The 19,174-nt window shown below is 55.2% G+C and carries 20 protein-coding genes; 8 read left to right on the plus strand and 12 right to left on the minus strand.

Translation table 11 applies throughout. The features are described 5' to 3' along the window. Window positions 1-64: 64 nt before the first annotated feature. The 11 genes from ACEVG1_RS17505 to ACEVG1_RS17555 all read right to left on the minus strand — a co-directional run bounded on the left by ACEVG1_RS17505 (window position 65) and on the right by ACEVG1_RS17555 (window position 11,957). A complete protein-coding gene (locus tag ACEVG1_RS17505) occupies window positions 65-1,300 on the minus strand; it encodes an MFS transporter (RefSeq protein ID WP_374745017.1) in 1,236 nt (411 codons plus the stop codon). Between the two features lie 63 nt (window positions 1,301-1,363). Then, window positions 1,364-2,074 carry a sugar transferase gene (locus ACEVG1_RS17510; protein WP_374745018.1) on the minus strand — a complete coding sequence of 237 codons (711 nt, stop codon included), beginning with the start codon at window positions 2,072-2,074 and terminating at the stop codon, window positions 1,364-1,366. 165 nt (window positions 2,075-2,239) lie between these two features. Then, window positions 2,240-3,148, minus strand: coding sequence for a glycosyltransferase family 2 protein (locus tag ACEVG1_RS17515; RefSeq protein WP_374745019.1), 909 nt, complete (start codon window positions 3,146-3,148; stop codon window positions 2,240-2,242). Then, entirely contained in the window at window positions 3,145-4,698 is a 1,554-nt protein-coding gene (locus tag ACEVG1_RS17520; protein ID WP_374745020.1) for a right-handed parallel beta-helix repeat-containing protein, read from the minus strand. The genes ACEVG1_RS17515 and ACEVG1_RS17520 overlap by 4 nt, the downstream gene beginning before the upstream one ends. Next, the gene (locus ACEVG1_RS17525; RefSeq protein WP_374745021.1) at window positions 4,695-5,690 is read right to left on the minus strand and encodes a glycosyltransferase family 4 protein; all 996 of its coding nucleotides are present in this window, start codon (window positions 5,688-5,690) and stop codon (window positions 4,695-4,697) included. The genes ACEVG1_RS17520 and ACEVG1_RS17525 overlap by 4 nt, the downstream gene beginning before the upstream one ends. Continuing rightward, entirely contained in the window at window positions 5,690-6,907 is a 1,218-nt protein-coding gene (locus tag ACEVG1_RS17530; protein ID WP_374745022.1) for an O-antigen ligase family protein, read from the minus strand. The genes ACEVG1_RS17525 and ACEVG1_RS17530 overlap by 1 nt, the downstream gene beginning before the upstream one ends. Further along, window positions 6,861-8,066 carry a glycosyltransferase family 4 protein gene (locus ACEVG1_RS17535; RefSeq protein WP_374745023.1) on the minus strand — a complete coding sequence of 402 codons (1,206 nt, stop codon included), beginning with the start codon at window positions 8,064-8,066 and terminating at the stop codon, window positions 6,861-6,863. The genes ACEVG1_RS17530 and ACEVG1_RS17535 overlap by 47 nt, the downstream gene beginning before the upstream one ends. 11 nt (window positions 8,067-8,077) lie before the next feature. Further along, a complete protein-coding gene (locus ACEVG1_RS17540; RefSeq protein ID WP_374745024.1) occupies window positions 8,078-9,148 on the minus strand; it encodes a glycosyltransferase family 4 protein in 1,071 nt (356 codons plus the stop codon). A 5-nt stretch (window positions 9,149-9,153) separates the two neighbouring features. Next, complete coding sequence (locus ACEVG1_RS17545) at window positions 9,154-10,101, minus strand: glycosyltransferase family 2 protein (RefSeq protein ID WP_374745025.1); 948 nt, start codon at window positions 10,099-10,101, stop codon at window positions 9,154-9,156. Further along, the gene (locus ACEVG1_RS17550) at window positions 10,094-11,620 is read right to left on the minus strand and encodes a lipopolysaccharide biosynthesis protein (protein WP_374745026.1); all 1,527 of its coding nucleotides are present in this window, start codon (window positions 11,618-11,620) and stop codon (window positions 10,094-10,096) included. Before ACEVG1_RS17550 ends, ACEVG1_RS17545 begins: the two co-directional genes overlap by 8 nt. A 49-nt stretch (window positions 11,621-11,669) precedes the next feature. Then, window positions 11,670-11,957 carry a DUF2892 domain-containing protein gene (locus ACEVG1_RS17555; protein ID WP_374745027.1) on the minus strand — a complete coding sequence of 96 codons (288 nt, stop codon included), beginning with the start codon at window positions 11,955-11,957 and terminating at the stop codon, window positions 11,670-11,672. A gap of 140 nt (window positions 11,958-12,097) precedes the next feature. Between ACEVG1_RS17555 and ACEVG1_RS17560 the strand changes: the two genes are divergently transcribed. Together ACEVG1_RS17560 and crcB are read left to right on the plus strand one after the other, a co-directional pair. Beyond that, window positions 12,098-12,877 (plus strand): sulfite exporter TauE/SafE family protein, encoded by a 780-nt coding sequence (locus ACEVG1_RS17560; protein ID WP_374745028.1) that lies wholly within the window; start codon window positions 12,098-12,100, stop codon window positions 12,875-12,877. 29 nt (window positions 12,878-12,906) lie between these two features. Beyond that, window positions 12,907-13,293, plus strand: a complete 387-nt coding sequence (gene crcB, locus ACEVG1_RS17565; protein ID WP_374745029.1) for a fluoride efflux transporter CrcB — start codon at window positions 12,907-12,909, stop codon at window positions 13,291-13,293. On the opposite strand, the gene ACEVG1_RS17570 is transcribed toward crcB, so the two are convergent. After that, window positions 13,281-13,658: an SRPBCC domain-containing protein gene (locus ACEVG1_RS17570; protein ID WP_374745030.1), complete on the minus strand. Its 378-nt coding sequence runs from the start codon at window positions 13,656-13,658 to the stop codon at window positions 13,281-13,283. The two genes, crcB and ACEVG1_RS17570, sit on opposite strands and share 13 nt — an antisense overlap. 156 nt (window positions 13,659-13,814) lie before the next feature. Here ACEVG1_RS17570 and ACEVG1_RS17575 point away from each other — a divergent pair, with 156 nt between their 5' ends. The 6 genes from ACEVG1_RS17575 to ACEVG1_RS17600 all read left to right on the plus strand — a co-directional run bounded on the left by ACEVG1_RS17575 (window position 13,815) and on the right by ACEVG1_RS17600 (window position 19,161). Further along, window positions 13,815-15,053 carry an FAD-dependent oxidoreductase gene (locus ACEVG1_RS17575; protein ID WP_374745031.1) on the plus strand — a complete coding sequence of 413 codons (1,239 nt, stop codon included), beginning with the start codon at window positions 13,815-13,817 and terminating at the stop codon, window positions 15,051-15,053. 73 nt (window positions 15,054-15,126) lie between these two features. Further along, a complete protein-coding gene (locus ACEVG1_RS17580; protein WP_374745032.1) occupies window positions 15,127-15,684 on the plus strand; it encodes a YeeE/YedE family protein in 558 nt (185 codons plus the stop codon). A gap of 8 nt (window positions 15,685-15,692) precedes the next feature. Beyond that, complete coding sequence (locus ACEVG1_RS17585; protein ID WP_374745033.1) at window positions 15,693-16,109, plus strand: YeeE/YedE family protein; 417 nt, start codon at window positions 15,693-15,695, stop codon at window positions 16,107-16,109. A gap of 24 nt (window positions 16,110-16,133) precedes the next feature. After that, window positions 16,134-16,763: a Crp/Fnr family transcriptional regulator gene (locus tag ACEVG1_RS17590; protein ID WP_374745034.1), complete on the plus strand. Its 630-nt coding sequence runs from the start codon at window positions 16,134-16,136 to the stop codon at window positions 16,761-16,763. A 93-nt stretch (window positions 16,764-16,856) separates the two neighbouring features. Continuing rightward, window positions 16,857-17,660, plus strand: coding sequence for a sulfite exporter TauE/SafE family protein (locus ACEVG1_RS17595; RefSeq protein WP_374745035.1), 804 nt, complete (start codon window positions 16,857-16,859; stop codon window positions 17,658-17,660). 121 nt (window positions 17,661-17,781) lie between these two features. Then, complete coding sequence (locus ACEVG1_RS17600) at window positions 17,782-19,161, plus strand: rhodanese-like domain-containing protein (protein ID WP_374745036.1); 1,380 nt, start codon at window positions 17,782-17,784, stop codon at window positions 19,159-19,161. Window positions 19,162-19,174: the final 13 nt, after the last annotated feature.

The raw sequence follows: 19,174 nt of genomic DNA on the forward strand, positions 1-19,174 counted from the left end.
TTAAATCCGCTTGCCTTGATAGGCAAAGGTAACATTTACTTGATAAGATGGAAACGCGGTTTCGTTAGTTCCGTCCCCTTTTCACCAACCGGTCTACCCGGTACATGAAAAACAAGCCGAGGATGGAAAAGGCTACCACCACATAACCCACCGTATCGTAGTGTTCCAGTGGACTGAAATTGGTTTGCTGCACCACGATCTTCCCGGCTAGGGCCGCGGCAATACCTCCGGCCAGCTGCTGCAGGGAGGCGTTGATGCTCATGAACGCCCCGCGGTCCTTCAGCTCCGGCACCGCACTGGTCAATGCCGACGAAGGAATCATCCGGCTGGTTACGCCCGCCATCAGCAACACATTCAGCGCAATGGCCACCCACAGGGGTACCACGGATAGGTTGGTATACCAGATACACATTGCCATCAGCCATACCGAAGCAATCACAAACAGCCGGTATTTATCCACCCGGTCGCTGAGGCGGCCGATGAACGGCATGATAACCAAGGTGCCGAGGCCCGCCACCATGAACAAAAGCGGTAGTTGGTGCTCGGTAACATGGAGGTTGTTGATGGCAAAGGCACTGCCGAAAGGCATCATCATAAAGCCCCCCACGGACAGCATCGCCGTGGCGGCAAAACCGATCCGGTAATCACGGCGGGCCAGCGTATGCCACAGGTGGGTAAAAGCAGATTTTTCGCTTTTCACGTGGAGATGCTCGTCGATGGGTTTGAGGTAAAAAGCAATCACGCCCACGATTAGCGCCCCCAAGGCCGCCACCATGAGGAAAGGCATTTCCCAGCCCCAAGTGGTGGCAATATACAGGCCGATGGGTATGCCCAGCACCTGGCTGGCGCCGAAAGCCATCTGTACGAACCCAAGCACGCGGCCACGCTGCTGCAGGGCAAACAGGTCGGCCACGATGGCCATGGAAATCGATCCGATCACCCCGCCGAATAATCCGGTGATGATCCGGGCAGCCACTAAAAACCAGTACGTGTGCGCAATGCCGCACAGCACCGTACCGAGTACGAAGCCAACGTAAAAGAAAAGCAAGAGTTTCTTGCGGTCAAACCGATCGGAAAAACCAGCGGTGAGGAATCCCGAAAAACCGGCACTAAAGGCATAAGCCGATACCGCCAATCCAAACTCCGATGGGACAAGATGCATCGACTTCATCAAGATATCACCTAGCGGCGACATGATCATGAAATCAAGCACGACCGTAAACTGGGTAACGGCTAAGATAATAACTACCAAGATTTGGTAACGGGTAAACGACGGAGCGTTCGCGGACGTTTGGCTCATTCTATGAAGACGTCCAAATACACCGATTGTTACTTCGCCGACCGATTATTTTTTCATGGCCCGCTATTTACCCTTGCCTTGGGCCATTACTTTCACTGTCTCCAGGATGATGTCGATATCGGTCTTGAGGCTCATGCTCGAAAGGTAATCCAGGTCGTAGTCCACGCGTTCGCACATCTGATGCACGTTTTCGGCGTAGCCATAATACACTTGCCCGATGGAGGTGATACCCGGCTTCAGTCGGAACAGCTGCATGTATTCGGGCCTGTGCTCCTTGATCTCCTCAATGAAATGCCTGCGCTCGGGGCGCGGGCCCACAATGGCCATGTCGCCCTTCAGCACATTCCAGAACTGGGGCAGCTCATCCAGGTGTGTCTTCCGCATGAATTTGCCCCATTTGGTAATGCGGGGGTCATCGTCTGAAGCCAGCTGCGGTCCCGCCTTTTCGGCGTCTACCTGCATGCTCCTGAATTTATAGATAAAAAAAGGCTGCTCGCCCTTGCCGATCCGCTCCTGCTTGAAAAACACCGGGCCACGCGAGGTGAGTTTGGTAAGCACGATCAGCAGCAGGTATACCGGCAAGCCAAGGGTGAGCACCAAGGATGAAAACACGATGTCTACCACGCGTTTGATCACGATGGTCTCCTGGTAAACCAAGAGTTTCCTTTTTACAGCGTTCAAATCGATACGGAATGCAGCCGGATAGCTGATCAACTCGTATATCGGGTTATCGACTTTATAGGTCAATTGCTGTATTTGATTTTCTCTAACCATATATCTTCTGCACTTAATTATGCTTAGTTAAACACGAATAAAGTGCCATTTCCGAAAAATCAACGATAATGCCCTTTGTGGATAAGGTAGGCGGCTTAAGCGGGGCAAGAGGCCCCTTGAGCATGTGGAAAAATTCCCCACATTAGGGCGCGGGCGGCCAAGGATTTACGTCCAATACCCTTTGTACATGGAAAACGCTCTGCGGAACTTACGGGGTAGCCTGCGGTAGGCCAGGCCCAGTTGATACCCCAGCCATTTCGCTAAGATGGAACCGCCAACTTTAGGGAGGAGGAAAGCGTTCCGGCGGCCCACATACCCGATTTCCGATTGGGCATAGCGGAGCCCTTCGCCACCGGCACGGCCGAACGCGTCAAATATCCAGCGGTTGTCGCTGTGGAACACGCCGATGTCAAAGTAGCGCTCAAACTCTTCGCGGATGGAATAGTTGTGCGAGTGGTAAACGCACGCCCCAGCCACATACGCCATTTTCCAGCCGCTCAGCAGCAACCTGCCCGCCACGATCACGTCCTCGCCCATGATCGTACCATGGGGGAACCCGCCCACTTGTTGGAGCGCTTCGCGGCGATAGGCCGCAAACGAGTTGGAGCAGGAAATGGTTTTGATGCCGTAGGTGGGCGCATCGGCCAACGAACGGAGTTGGCTGTGCGCCGGGTAATTGAACAACCGGGCGTGGCGCTCGGGCAAGGTGGCTTCCCGGTTTGGCAGTTGCCTGCCGTAGGCCATGCCTACCTCCGGGTTGGCAAATACCTGCACCAGGTTGGCGAGCGCCGACTCATCGGCGGGGATGGCATCCTGCGTCAGCAGGCAATAAACATCGGCATCGGGGTAGGCATCGATGGCCCGTTGGCGGGTGCCGCCGTGGTCAAACCCTTCACCACCCAGCCCCATCACCGTGCAACCGTGGGCCTGTGCGGCTTCCAGCGTGCCGTCCGTCGAGCCGGAATCGATTACTACGCACCGCTGCAGCGGCCAGGCCTGGCGGGCCAGTATGGCCAGCAGCTCCACGAATCGCTCACCGCCGTTCAATGTCGGTATATACAGGTTTACCCTCATGGCCGTCCGCCCATCTCCACGTGTTCCTTCACGTGGTTTTTGTTTATCTTGATATCGGGCGGCCGGAAATCGTGTATCCACGTACCGCCGGACGTTACGAAATTGCTATCGATGCGCACGTTCAGGGCCGTTTTCCGTACCGTGATGGCTGCGTTTTTCGCATTGGAAATGTGGTTGCCAAGCAACGAAGCGCCTGCCACTTTAACCAGCAGCAGCGCGCCCGACTCATGGCCGCTTGTCAACCGGTTGCCTTCGAACTTGAAGTGCCCTTCCATATTGACGTTGATGGGTCCGCTGGCGATTTCGTTTTCCATGATGCGTAGGGAATCTATCCGGATACCATTCGGCAGCATCACGCTGCCCATTTTGCCATGCCTGATGTCGAGCAGCTTGCCGCTGGCATTGGCCAACAGCCGGAGGGTATGGAACGTATTGCCTTCCATCCGGATGTTTTCCCAATGGCCCACCAGTTCGAATGCGCCGTCGGTCACATTCCGATTGGCCGTGATATCGCCGCACCCCTCTATATAGAGAGCTGGCCGGTTATTGCCAAAAGCCCGGTTGCCGCTCAGGGTTACCCCCGAAATACCGATCAGCGTGCCGATTCCCGAGCCATCCGGTGTTGATTTGCCTTTCACGAAGCCGTTGCCATAGCTGTAGTTTCCGGCGATGAGCGCATTGATGGCCACTACCCGGCCGTGTGCGCGGTTGTTGATGTCCACGGCGTCGGCGGCGTTGTGTTCAAGGCGGTTGTTGCTGATGCGGTAGTTGGCCACCCGCTCCGCCACATTGAATGCGATCTGGATGCCGCTCATGCCGTTATGGTGGATGTGGTTGCCCTCGATTTCCACGTCGCCACTATCGTGGATGAAAATACCGTTTTCGCCATTGTGGTGCAGGTCGTTGCCCGACAGGGTGATACCACGGCTAGACAGCACCCGGATGGCCGTGCCGGGGTGGTAAGTGGTGGTCGCTTGCCGTGCGCTACCGTACTGGCTGATGGTCGTCCCTACCACGCGCGATGCCGAGCAATCGTACCACAGCACCGCCGGAAACGACTGGCGGTTGGTCGAGTCGCCGGTGAAACGACTATCCGCAACGGTGATGTTGCTGCTTTGCGAAGCGTAGATGGCTTCGTTCACCGTTTCAGCACGCACGGCGAGGTATACGTTGGATACCCGGTGTGCGCGGAAGAGCGGTGCCGGCGAATGCTGCTTTTCCACCGTAAATTGTGCAGAAAGCTCCTCCGGTTGCTTCAGTACACCATCGGCAACGATGTGCACATTGGAAACCAACCGGATGGAACGGACCCGGTAGGTCCCTTTGGGCAGGTACACCGTATCGCCCACCGCCGCACTGTCCAGCGCACGCTGGATTGCCTCACTGTCGTCCGCTTTCCCATCACCCACGGCCCCATGCGCCTTCACATCGATGCGTTGGCCACCCCCGGGTACCGGGGGCTCCGCCTGCGAACGGCCCTCGCCGCATGCCGCCGCGAGCAGTACCACCATCATCCAACCCAGGTATCGTATATCCGGCTGTTTCTTCATTTCCGTCGTTTATCCGTTATCACTTCCCATGTCCGGGCGGCCGTATCCGCCCACGTAAATTGGGCTGCCCGGTCCAGCCCCGCCGCTTTCAGTTGCCCGTGGCGGTCGCTATCGGTGGCCAGCACCTCCATGCCGTGCGCGATGGCCCCGATATCGTGCGGATCCACACATAGCGCCGCCCCTCCCGCCACTTCGGGCAATGGGCCCGCGGTAGAGGTGAGCACGGGCGTGCCGGCCGCCATGGACTCGACAATCGGCAGGCCGAATCCTTCCATCAGCGACACGAACAGCGTGGCGTGCGCTCCGCGGTACAGCGCGGGCAGGTTTTCTTCGGGCACATGCCCCAAAAACCGGACCCGGTTACCGATACCGAGCTGTTCGACCAATACCGCTGTCTCCCCGTCGCTGTTTCCCGTGAGGAAAAACTGGAAGTCGAGCGGAACGGCCGCCCGCGCAAACGCCGTCAGCATAGCAGGGAGATTTTTGTTTTTCCGCCGATTGCCCACATACAGGAAATACGGCGCATCGCTTTCGTAAATATCCCCATTCGCCCGGTATCGGTCGTCCACGCCGTTGTAAACCACGGTAATCAGGCGCTCGTCGATGCCCAGCAAATCCACCAGCTGTCCTTTGCTGAACTGCGATACAGTGATGATCCGGTCGGCCTTCGCTGCCAGCCTTGCGATGACCTGTTGGTAGTAGAGGCGATGCCACCGGGTGTAGTAAAACAGGTGCATCAGGTCGTGGATGGTAAACACCACGGGAATGCGGCTGTAGAGGGGCGGCATGAACGAGGGGCTGTAAAACACATCGGCGTCGTTGTGCATACGTATCTGGCGGGCCAGCATCAGTGGTGTCAATAGGTTGCCCAGCCCCATGCCGCTCTGCACAAATGTGGGTGAAATATAGGCAGGTGCCCGCGCCATCACCTCGCGGTACAGCTTACCGATACCCGTATCGGCATCCCATCGGCTGTCTATCAATACCCGCATCAGCCCATCCTCCCTTTTAGGTGTCTCGCCGATACCGGCCCCGCACTCCCCAGGAGAAAGGCCAACACCAGGTAAAGCACGATATCATTGTCATATCCCGAGTAGAGGATCATCATGATGGCCAGCAGCGGGATGGCGGCCACCCACCAAAACCACTGCCCCCCGTACTGCTGCACCCCGAACCGGAAGTACTGGCAGAGGAACAAGGCGTACGAAACGAGACCCACGATACCGAAATCGAGGTAGCAACTCATAAACGTATTGTGGATGTGCGGCTCGCCGTGGTAAAACGCCGCATACCGGCCAAGGAAATCGGACCCGCTCATAAACCCATTGCCCATCGGCGAAATCGCCGAAAAATGTTCAAAAAATGCTTTCCAGTAGGTGAGCCGCACCCCCATCCCATCGTTGGAGGCCGTGATGTTGCCCACCCGCACCACCTGGGCAACCACCGGCAGCGCCAACACTACCAGCACCCCGAGTGCCACGCGCCAGCGTGTATTAGCCGCCAGCCACACCAAAAACCCCACCCCCATAAGTAGCGCAACCATCGGCGTGCGCGATAGGGACAACCAGGCCAGCAACAATACCAGCGCGATGCGCCACCATACGATGGCGTGCCGCCTCACGGTGGGCAGCAGTACATACACAAACCCCAATAAAGCGATACGGGCACCGAACATGTTCTTGTCGTCCAGCCCCCAGAAGTAGGTGCCGTACTGGTACAACGCGCTCCCCTGTGCAGAGGTTGCTGCGCCGCCCAGCCACCGGAAGCCGGCGGCTTGGTGATAGACCAGCAATTGCAGCAGGGTCAATGCCAATGCGATGTGCAGGGTGATATCTACCCATTGCAGCAACCGCCCGTTGTGGCGTTGCACCAGCCACGCCACGGCAGCGTATAGGAACGTGAAGTTGACCAGCAGTTTCAGGAAATTGGTCAGCTCCCTCGCTTCGGCGGGCAAGCCCATGAGGAACGCGGCCGCGGCATATCCCGCAAAAACGGCCAGGAACCATACCCACCCGTGCCGCAACCAGCCTTTCGTATCGAACGCAAAAAAAGCCGAAGCCACCAAAAATACGAGCGGATAGATTTTGACGGGCAGGAACACCGCCAGCAATGCCAGGCAGAACCACACCTCGCACCACATGGACTGATTGCCCCGTATGTTGCTAAATTTCTGCATCACCTGCCAATGCGGTGCGTAGCACCTGTTCATATTCACTTACCATGCGCTCCACGCGGAGGTATTCACCCACGGAGTCCCTTGCCACCGCGGCCATCCGGTTATAAACCGCCACGTCTTTCCACAAGGCCACGAGGGCATCGCCGAGCGACGCCGGCCTGTCCGGATCGCACAGGATGCCATTCACGCCATCCACCACGGTTTCGCGCAACCCGCCCCGATTGCTCGCCACCACCGGCAAATGGTTTGCCAGCCCTTCCACGGCTACCATGCCGAGGGGTTCTTCCCACAGGGAAGGCACCACCAGCGCATCGATGGTTTCATAGAAATCTGCAGGCGTTACATAACCCACGAAATCGATGCGGCTATCGTGCCCCGCGAGCTGTTTGAAGCGCTCCACATCCTCCGCCTTGCCCTTTCCGGCAATCCGCAACCGGCCATCCACACCGGATGATTTGAACTGGCTGATGAGCCACTCCACCCCTTTCGCAGTAGCGAGCGTACCGATGTAACCCACCGTCAATGGCTCACCGTTGCCCCGTTTGCGGGGCGTACCAGCCACGGGGATAGCGCGTGCATTGTGCACCACGTAGCCGGGCACATTGTCGAAATAGCCGTACGCAAGAAAGCGGTCCAGTATGCTGCGGCTGATGCCAACGACCGCCGCCAGCTGGGCGGATGCCCGGCGGTGCCTGCGCCGCAACAGGCGGCTAAGCCAATCTTGGTGGGCATGCGTATGCCCCGGTTTAAAAAGCGTGCTATTCGGGCTAAGGAGGTACATGTCGTGCAATACCTGCACGATGGGGATACCGGCACGGCGCACCTCGTCCCACACGGCAATCGACCACCCCACGAGGTTGTGGCACGATACCACGGTGGGCCGCTCGGTCGCCAGCACCTCGCGTACATACGCAGCCATGGACCCGTTGTAGCGGTCGCGCAGATGCCACCGCAGCCGGCTGAACGTGCCAGGGCGCTCTTTGGTAAATGGCCAGTACCGGTTTTTGAGGCCCGCCCGGTAAACCTTTACGCCATCTACCCAATCGCTGCGCAGCCCCCCGTCCGGCACATGGCTCAACACCACCACCTCATGGCCCCGGGCATGCATGCCATCTACCAGCAGCTTCAGGGAGATTTCTGCGCCTCCGGCTACGTATGGCGCGTAAAGCGCATGGATATACAAAATCTTCATCCGGTCCATTTTCAACGGTGCTGTTTATCGGTTATCCGGCGGTACAGCCGATCCAGTTCGTCCCCTATGCGGCGCGGGTCATGTGCCGCCGCCACATGCTGGTACAGGCGCCTCCCCCGGCTGGCCAGTGCTTCCGGATCATCCTGTTTCAGCACCAACGCCCGTTCGATCTGTTGGGTCAATGCCACCCGGTGCTGTTCGGCGGTGCGGTACCGGTAATAAAACGTATCAGCCATGCGGCCGTCCAAATCCGAAACCGTACCGATTTCGGGGCATATCACCGTCTTCTTATAAGAAAATGCCAGGATCGCCGTGCCCGAGTTCAGGCTGCTTGCCAGGTCGTAGGGCAATACCACCGCATCCGCGCGGCCAAGCAAGGTGGGCAGTTCGCCATCGGGCACGAAATACGGCAGCAGCGTCACATTGCCCACGGCCTGCGCCCGGCCAGCCAATTGCTGCTGGTAGCGGCTGTCTGTTGCCCTGCCGGCAATGGTAAGCTGTACACGACGGCCCAAGGCACCCACCACATCCATCAGCAGCTCGAGGTTTTTGTAGGGCTTTACCATCCCGATGAAAAGCAGCTGCAGCGCAGTGCCCTCCGGTGGGGCCGCCGCCACGGGATCCCCATACACGCCGATGAAATGCGGATGCGGCACATAGGTAGCCCGCTCCAATACCTTTGCCCCATACGCCGCAAGCACCGTTTCCGACTGCGCGGAATGGATGATGATGTGGCTGGACCACCGCACCAGCAGGCGGGTAAGGATACGGCTGAAGAAAGCCGCCCCCTTTTCGTGCGATGTCCGGTTGTGGAGCGTCCAGACCAACGGCTTGCCGCTCAGGCGGATGATGGTGAGCACGGCCACCTTACGCAAGAAGCTCCGTAATGACTTGAAAAAATGGCTGGTATCAATGTTTTCGAACCAGTTGAGGTGTACCAGCTTGATGGACCGGAAATGCCGGTAGCTCGAAAAAATGGTGTCAAGCGGATGGATGCGGTACCCGTTGGCACGCAGTTCCCTCACCAATAGCCGGATGTATCGGTTCTCCTCATTCGCCGGTGGGTTGAAAATGATATCCATGGCCGTCAGTTCGACAATCGTTTTGCAAGCCCCCGCGCCTTTGCCGCTGCCACCACGATATCCCGTAGCCGGAGGCCGAACTGCTTGCGGTGCCTGTACCACATCCAAAACCGGCGCACCCGGTGGCTCCGCATGGAAAGCGCCATGGTGTATTGCTTGCGCCGCAGCATAAGCCTGTCTTGCTGTTCGAGCAGGGTATGGTACACCACCCTTTCCGTCTCATGGGGGGTGTGGTTCGCCAAAAAGTCGCGCAGCCACACCGCATAGCGCAGGTTCGCGCGCATCTTTTCCAGGTCGTTGCCGGTAGCGGTAATGGAAAGACCATTGCTGCGGTAATTGAACACCGGCCTGTTGGTATGGGCCATCCCCTTACCGGCACAGGCCCTGTAGGCGGTGATGTCGTCAGATCCCCATGCCAGCGGCAGCGCATAGCATCCGCCCGCGCTGCGTAGGGCGTCCGCGCGGTACACGAAATCGGAGATGTACTGCGATCGCCATTGGTTCAGCCGGTGCCAAATATGGTCGCACACCCGTTCGAACGATGGCGCGGCAGGCGTTAGCCGCAGGGCGTTGCCTTGGTCATCGATAACGAGGCTGCGGCAGTGGTACACGTCCAACCCCGGGTAGCGGGCCATCAGCACCGTAAAGGCTTCGAGGTAATCGGGCTCCAGCCGGTCGTCATCGCCCATGATCATTACATATTCTCCATCTGCCAGTGCCACGCACCGGTTCCAGTTGTCGGTAAGCCGTACCGCCCCCACGTTGCGTTCGTTCTCGTAGTAGCGTATGCGGGCGTCTGCAAAAGACCGCACCGTCGCTTCCACGGGCTCGGGCGAGCAATCGTTGAGTACCACCACTTCAAAATCGGTGTACGACTGCCCCAGCACACTTTGGAGGCATTCCGATAAAAAGCGGCTTTTGTATGCCGGTATGCAAATAGAAAATTTAGGCATCCTTTTTCCTTTTTCCAATGAATGTTTCCTTCAGTTCGCGGATCGCTGCCGGTTTGAGCACAAATAGCAGGAGATATCCCAGATAAATCACCCCAAAGATAGCCGTATGGACGATAACCGTGCCATATCCGCTGGTGGGGGGCAGCCATCCGACTGCATAACGGCTACCTGCCCAGGCCACCACACCCCCAATGGCCGCGGGCAGGAAGGCACGGCCAAACAAGCGCCATGCATCGAGCCGGAGTACCTTCGGGATGTAGTAAATATAGAAAAAACCGATTTGGAGCACCATATACACCAGGTAGCCCACCACGGCCGCACCTACCTGCAGGGTAGGCGCGAAGATGACAGTAACGGGCAGCGAAACGAGGCAGGCCACGGCCGAAGAATAAACCAGCGCCCGTGTTTTACCGGTGGAAAGCACAAGGCTGGCCACGGGCGTATTGTGCATGGAAAGCAACACGGTGAGTAACCAGAGGGACAGCCACAGCGACAAGCCGCGGTAGCCGCTGCCCATATACAACAACAGGATGTCGTCAGCATTCAATATCAACACGAACACCACGAAACTCAAAAAAATGGAGATGTACTTAGTGGCGTTAAACACCATGCGCCCAATCCGCTGTGGATCGCCGGCGGCGTAGGCTTTGGAAGTAGCCGGAAGCAGCACCTGCATGAACACACCGCCGAATGCCACGATCAGCATGGCAATGGTTTGGATAACGCGGTAATCGGTCAGCACTTCCACCCCGCCGGCAAACTTACCCAGCAGGAGCGGCCGCAGGTTATTGGCCGTAAGTTGGAAGAGCCCCATCGTAAAAATCGCTAGGCTATACACCAGTATCTCGCGGAAAGCGGCCCCATCCCATCGGGGTGCCAGCAACGTGCGCCGCGGAACAGGGAATACCTTCAGCCGCCACACATAGCAAGGGATCGGCATCAACGTAACCAGCGTATAGGCAATGAAGTAAGTGATGAGCGGCCATTGCAACTGGATGGCCACCAGCGCCACGGCAAAATTGAGGATGCTGGTTAATGCGGTGATGCGGTTGATGAAACCCAGTTCACCCATGGCGCTCAACAGTTGGATGGCCACGCCCGAAAGCCAGTTCAGCACCGTCGAGAAGGCCAGCACGGTCATCATCTGCCGGTAGATTGGCAGCTGGTCTTCGGTGAGGTTAAACAGTTGCTGCCCGTAGGCAGCCATCACGAGGAATATAACCGCATTGACCAATCCGATTACGCCGTAGAATACGATGCTTGAGCGGGATACGTCGGCAACTTTCCCCCACTTGTGGTCTGCCGTCCACATCGAGAAAAACCGTACGGCCCCCACGTTGAACCCGAGGTCCATGAGCCGGAGGTAAGCATTGAGCGAAAAAGCGAGGGCAATCAACCCGTAATCGGCCTTCCCATAAAAGCCGACCAGCAACGGGATGGTAACGAATTTGGCGAGCGCATCCAGTGTCTTGGCCAAAACACCCCACAGGGAACCGGAAAAAACCCGCTTGGAATCCATATTCAGCCAACCAATATCAAAAAAAATGCCGATTGGCCAAAATGGGCGGTCACTCCGCCACGATGTGCCCCACGCCGGTTGTTCCCCTCGTGCAGCACATGGAGTCTTTCACCGGGCAGTAGCCCGTAGCGCCACGGAGAATCAACGCCCCGCCCACAGCTACTTCGGCCAGGGACGAAAGCGGGGTCTTGAACATGCGCGTAATGCCTGTGTATAACACAAAGGCCCCCGCTGCAACAGACAGCAGCCGTTCCGAATTGGCAATATTGCGGTTGTCGTTGGCTTCGCGGAGCCTATCTCTCACATCTTCCAATATTTCTTTGGTCTTGGTATCCATATCATTCAGTCTCTTGAACAAATTTACTTAATTATCCACTCATAGTACAAACAACGCCGCCGCCTTTTGGTTTTCGGCTACGCATAATTCGCTAAATTAACCGTACTTTGCCGACGGTACCGATTCCCAGCTGCACACTGATGGAAATTATTGGTTATATCTTGGCCGTCTTTATCGGCGTTTCACTGGGCCTCATCGGTGGCGGGGGGTCCATCCTTACGGTGCCCGTTTTTGTGTATCTCTTCCATATCGAGCCCGCCTTGGCCACCTCCTATTCGCTGTTTATCGTGGGGATGACCAGCTTCACCGGGGCGGCCTACCAATACAGCAAGGGCTATGTAGATATGAAAGCCGCCCTTTCGTTCGGCGTGATGTCTGTGGTCACCGTTTTTGTGGTGCGGAAGTACCTGCTGCCCCTCATTCCCGATGTGCTGTGGCAGGCCGGTGGCCTCGTCCTCACCAAATCCACGGCCATCATGGTCCTCTTCGCTGCGTTGATGCTGGCGGCATCGGTATCCATGGTGCTGGGCCACCGCGAGCAACCTAGCGGTGTGCGTACCAGCCTACCGGTGCTCCTGGCCTTCGGCATGGGTGTGGGCCTGGTAACGGGGCTGCTGGGGGCAGGGGGTGGCTTCCTCATCATCCCCGCGCTCGTGCTGCTGGCAAAGGCTCCCATGCGGGTGGCCGTGGGCACCTCGTTGGTTATCGTTACCATCAACTCGTTGGTCGGCTTTGTGGGCGATATAGGCCACGTGTACATCGACTGGCCGTTCCTATTCACCATCCTGGGCATCACCGTATGCGGTGTGCTCATCGGCAGTGTTGTAGGCCGCCGGATACCGGGCGAGCGGCTGCGGGTGGGCTTCGGCTGGTTCGTGCTCACCATGGGCATCTATATTTTGAGCAGGGAGTTGTTTTGAGTGGTGCTATTTTAACTACCTTTGCCCATATGATCAAGCAACTCCTGTTGGTAGGGATCGGTGGAGGCATCGGCAGCATGCTCCGGTTCCTTGTGTCGGTGCTTACCAGTAAGTTCGTACAAGGCACGTTCCCGTTGCCTACCCTGTTAATCAACCTTTCCGGCTGCTTCCTGATCGGCATCCTGGCAGGGCTATTTGCCCAACCGCCCTATACAGACAACAACCTGCGGTTTCTGCTCATCACGGGTTTTTGCGGCGGCTATACCACCTTTTCCACCTTCGCTCATGAGAACCTGCTGCTTATCGAAAACCAACAAATACTGCCAGCTATCGGCTATACGCTGCTGAGTGTGGTGCTCGGTATTGCGCTGGTTTGGGTGGGTATGTGGGTGAGCCAAGCAGCCTACTCCCGGTAAAAATCGATCAGGGCGGCGGCGTAGGTGTTGTGCCAGCCGTCTTCGATGTCTTCATAGGCCTCATCGGGGATGCCCGACTGCCGCACTTCCATAGACGTACCCCGTTTGTGGTCGTGCAGCCGGATGGTGACGATAGACTCCGTATCTTCACCGAAATACCACTGCTGCACGATTTCCTTGTCTTTTACGAACGATACGTTCTTTCCCACGATGGCGCCGCTCCATAGGGAAAATTCCGTGTCGGGTTCGGCAACCATGGTAGCTTCCTCGCCGGTCCACAGGTTGATGGTTATTTCCGTGGTCAGCGCCAGGTACACTTCTTCGGGTTGGGCGGGTATGATGAAATAGGCTTTGAAATCCTTCATGTTGTTGTCTGCTTTGCTGGTGCAAAAGTAGGGAAAATCAAATGCAGTAGTCCATAAACTCCTGCGGAAAAGCAACCGGACCGCCTTGGTAACATTTGTTACTGACCAGTCTTTATTTGATATATACCTTTACCATACATCAAGTATAACATAGAAATGAAACAACAATATCAAGTAGCGATTATTGGCGCGGGTACAGCAGGCATCATGACCGCCGCCCAACTGTTAAAAAAAAACCGGTCGCTCAGCATTGTCATTATCGACCCGGCAGACACCCATTACTACCAACCCGCATGGACGTTGGTGGGGGCTGGCACGTATGATTTCGATAAAACGGCCAAGCCCATGAAAGACCTCATCCCCCATGGGGCGGAATGGATCCAGGACGAGGTGGTGGAAATGCTGCCTGACCAAAACGGGGTAAAGACAAAATCCGGTCTGGAAATCGCTTACGAATACCTCATTGTCGCACCGGGACTGGTCAACGACCTCACTTTGATCGCAGGGCTGCAAGACGCCGTAGAGAAGGGCGTGGTCTGCAGCAACTATATCGACGCCAAGCACACGTGGGAAAGCCTGAAGAATTTCAAGGGGGGCACAGCACTCTTCACGCAGCCGGCCACGCCCATCAAATGTGGTGGCGCACCCCAGAAAATCATGTACCTGGCGGCGGATTACATCCGGAAGAAGGGGCTATCGAACAAAAGTAAGGTGATTTTTGCTACCCCGGGCACGGTTATATTCGGCGTACCCCAGATTGCGCAGACACTTATGGAAGTGCTTCACCGCTACCATGTGGATTTCAGGCCGTACCACACACCGGTGAAAATCGACGCCGATAAAAAAATCGCCTACTTTCTGGACAAAACACCGCAATCCGGCAATACAGATGGTACGGACACGGCATCCAAAACCGTAGCCGTAGCTTTCGATTTCCTACATTTGGCACCACCCCAAACAGCTCCGAAATTCATCCAAGAATCGGTATTGGTCAACGATGCCGGTTGGCTAGCGGTAGACAAGCACAGCCTACAGCACCCAAAATATCCGAATATTTTCGGGCTGGGTGATGTGGCCGGCTTACCGACCGCCAAAACCGGTGCTGCCGTACGCAAACAAGTACCGGTGGTAGTCGACAATATCCTTAAATTAATCAACGGAAAAACTGCCGATAATACCTCTTACCAAGGCTATTCGTCGTGCCCACTCGTAACAGGATACGGAAAGATGGTCCTTGCGGAATTTAACTACAAGAACGAGTTTACGCCCGACCCGAAGCTAAGGCTGATGCTCATCGGCGACAGTTCCAAAGAACACTGGCGCCTGTGGTTACTGAAAAAGTATATGCTCCCTTACCTCTATTGGCATAAAATGATGAAAGGCAAAGATGTATGATGTTGTGTAACCTATGTAACAGATTGCCTCGCGCGGAAAACCGAGCTTTGCCGCGTTAAAAAGTAATTGATTTATGGAATGGATTTTAGAACCCTGGCCGTGGTATGTAACCGGGCCGCTGATTGCGCTGACCATGTTTATCTTACTTTATGTAGGTAAGAACTTCGGCATGTCTTCCAACCTGCGCACCTTATGCACCCTGTGCGGCGCAGGCAAAACGTGCAACTTCTTTTGCTTCGACTGGAAAGGACAACGCTGGAATTTGTTGGTCATGACCGGAGCCATTATCGGCGGATTCGTCGCTTCTAACTACCTGTCGGAAAACCAGGTGCCTGATCTCAACCCCGCAACGATCGAGCAACTACATGCCGCAGGGTTCGAAAGCGCAGGCAACGCGTATGTGCCCACCGAACTGTTTGGCAACGAATCATTTTCAGACATCAAGACGCTGGCCATTTTGTTGATAGGCGGCCTGCTGGTCGGCTTTGGCGCCCGTTATGCCGGCGGTTGCACGTCAGGTCATTCCATTTCAGGCATCAGTAACCTACAGCTACCATCATTGATAGCCACCATCGGTTTTTTCATCGGTGGGTTAATTATGGTCCATCTCATTTTTCCGCTCATCTTTTAGGTAAGATCATGATAAAAAGTATCATTTATCTCATTATAGGCACCTTTTTCGGTATCGTCATGTACAAATCCGAGGCCGCATCCTGGTTCAGGATTTACGAAATGTTCAACTTCCAATCCATCCACATGTATGGGTTGATGGGGTCGGCCCTGGCCGTAGGCATCGTCATCGTGCAGTATATCAAAAGGAAAAAAGTAAAAGACATCCATGGGGACCCCATCGTCATTGCAGATAAAGACAAAAGCATTGCGAGGTATTTAATCGGCGGTGTGCTGTTTGGTCTGGGGTGGGCGCTTGCCGGAGCGTGCCCGGGTCCGATGTTTGTTCTGACCGGTGCTGGATATTTCCCGATATTAGTGGTAATTTTGGGTGCGGTTCTGGGAACCTGGCTTTACGGTTTGGTCAAAAACAAGTTGCCCCACTAGAAACATCGGCATAAAGACAAACAGATGAAAGCATCATTATACGAAGCGTACGGAACAGTATTCGAGGGGGCACTGATCGAAGAAATCGCATCGGTGGCCAAGCTCGTGGATTTCAAAGAGGGCGATGTGCTGATTGACATCGGGCAGTACATCAAAACCATGCCCCTGCTTATCCAAGGCGCCATTCGAATCATGCGTGAGGATTTCGATGCCGGCGAGTTGCTCTTGTACTTCATCGAAAAGGGAGATACCTGTGCCATGACCCTGGCGTGCTGCATGGGCGACAAGAAAAGTGAAATCAAGGCCATTGCCGAAAACAACGGCACCGTTGCCATGATACCCGTCGGCAAAATGGAAGAGTGGATGGGCAAATACAAGAGCTGGCAGGCTTTTGTATTTGCCAGCTACAACAACCGCTTCAATGAGCTCCTATCGGCCATAGACAATATCGCGTTCATGCACATGGACGAAAGGCTCTATAATTACCTGCAGGAGACGAGCAAGGTGAATGATTCCAGAACCATCAATAAAACCCATCAGGAGATTGCCTATGCCCTCAACAGCTCCCGCGTAGTGGTTTCCAGGTTACTTAAAGCCCTTGAAAACGAGGGGAAAATCAAACTAAACAGAAACAACATCGAATTGTTGGATTAGTATGGCCATCGGTAACAATTGTTACCGTTTACAACCTACCAACCCGGTACTTTCGTGCCATAATATTTCTATAACTCACAGCTTGTTTTGATTATGGTAGCGGAAATTACCGGATATATCCTGGCCATGGTGGTCGGCATATCGTTGGGTCTTATCGGTAGCGGGGGTTCCATCCTCACGGTGCCGATTCTGGTGTACGTCATGTCCGTAGAACCTGTGCTAGCTACGGCTTACTCCCTATTTGTAGTCGGCACCACCTCATTGGTTGGCGGTATACAGGGTGCCCTACAGAAGAAAGTGGACTTCAAAACCATCCTTATTTTCGGCATTCCGTCCATCATTACCGTTTACTTGACACGGGCGTACCTCGTCCCCGTAATCCCCGACGTCATCTTCAAACTAGGAACCTTCCAATTCACAAAAGCCATCGCCTTGATGGTGCTCTTTGCTATCGTAATGATATTTGCATCGATCTCGATGATCCGCCCCTGCCCGCATTGCAAAGATACGGATGCTGACGAAATCAAATACAATTACCCCATGATCCTGCTGGAAGGGGTATTGGTCGGCACCCTCACCGGATTGGTAGGGGCCGGCGGCGGCTTCCTCATCATTCCGGCACTGGTACTTCTGGCAAAGATGCCCATGAAACTGGCCGTGGGAACATCGCTTTTCATCATTGCGGCCAAGTCGCTTTTTGGATTCATCGGCGACTTGCAAGGTAGCGAGGCAATCGACTGGACCCTGCTCTCCACCTTTACCGGACTATCGGTCATCGGCATTTTTATCGGCAGCTACCTATCCAAGAAAATTGCCGGCAGTAAACTGAAAAGTGCGTTTGGCTGGTTTGTGTTGGTTATGGGTATCTATATCCTTGTCCACGAACTTTTTATATAAAAAAAACCACCTTGTAACTTATGTTACCGTTCAGTAAATGAAGGCGTTATATCTTTGCCCTACCTATAAGATTAGGAATAAAAATTAACTAAGAATCTTTCACCTTTAAAAAATAAAAACTATGTTCTTCCAACACGTATATGACAAAAGTTTAGCACAAGCGAGCTACTTCATCGGCTGCCAGGCAAAAGGCGAGGCCATCGTGATCGACGCCCAGCGGGATATCGACGTATACCTGGAAATTGCTAGGCAAAACAACATGAAAATCACGCACCTGACCGAAACGCACATCCATGCCGACTACCTCTGCGGGTCGCGGGAGCTGGCTGCGGCCACGGGTGCCCAGCTGTACCTGTCAGACGAGGGTGGCGACGATTGGCAATACCAGTTCCCCCACGTCGGGCTGAAGCACGGCGACAAAATCAACGTGGGCAATCTAACACTGGAGGTGCTGCACACCCCGGGGCATACGCCCGAGAGCATCAGCTTCCTGCTGACCGACCACCCCGCCACAGACAAACCCGTTATGGTATTTACCGGCGATTTCGTTTTCGTGGGCGACATCGGCCGTCCGGACCTCCTAGAGAAGGCTGCCGGGATAATCGGCACCCAGGAAAAAGGGGCCAAACAAATGTTCGCGTCTATCCAAAAATTTGCCCAACTGCCCGAATATGTGCAGGTATGGCCCGCACATGGAGCCGGTTCGGCCTGCGGCAAAGCGCTCGGGGCAGTGCCCAGCTCAACGGTGGGGTATGAGAAAATCCGCAATTGGGCTTTCCAATATGGCGAAGACGAAGTAGGATTCATCGACTATCTGTTGGACGGGCAGCCCGAACCACCGAAGTATTTTGCGATGATGAAGCACCTCAATAAAGTGAACCGCCCGTTGCTGGTAGAAGTTCCGAAACTTCCGGAGCTATCGAAGGAGGAGTTCATTACCGCCTACAACAATGGGTTGAAGGTCATCGATACACGCACAAAAGAAACTTTTGCCGCGGGGCATCTGCCGGGTAGCCTGAATATACAGGGCAACAATTCGTTCGCCACGTGGTGCGGTTGGCTACTCAACTACGAGGAACAGTTCGTTCTGGTTGCAAACGATAGCCAAATCGAAGACCTCACCCGTAAACTCATGCGGATCGGCCTCGACAACAGCTACGGCTATATTGCCGACATTACTGAATTGGGGTTGGAACTGGAAACTGAAGACACCATTGATATTGAGGAGTTCAAAACCTATATCGGAAATCCCAATGCCCAAATCGTGGACGTAAGAGGCGCGTCGGAATACCAAGCGTACCACGTGGACGGTGCGGAGCACGTTTTTGTCGGCACCTTGCCAGAAAACCTGGACAAGTTCGATAAGGATAAGCAAATCGTCATCCACTGCCAAAGCGGCGATCGGGCCACCATAGCCCAATCGATCCTCGCCAAGAATGGCTTTAAAGATGTAAAAAACTATTCGGCCGGCATGAAAGAATGGATGGCGGTAGATCGTTAGGATTAAAAATTAA

Source organism: Parapedobacter sp. 2B3 (assembly GCF_041925275.1).
Classification (GTDB): Bacteria; Bacteroidota; Bacteroidia; order Sphingobacteriales; family Sphingobacteriaceae; genus Parapedobacter; species Parapedobacter pyrenivorans_A.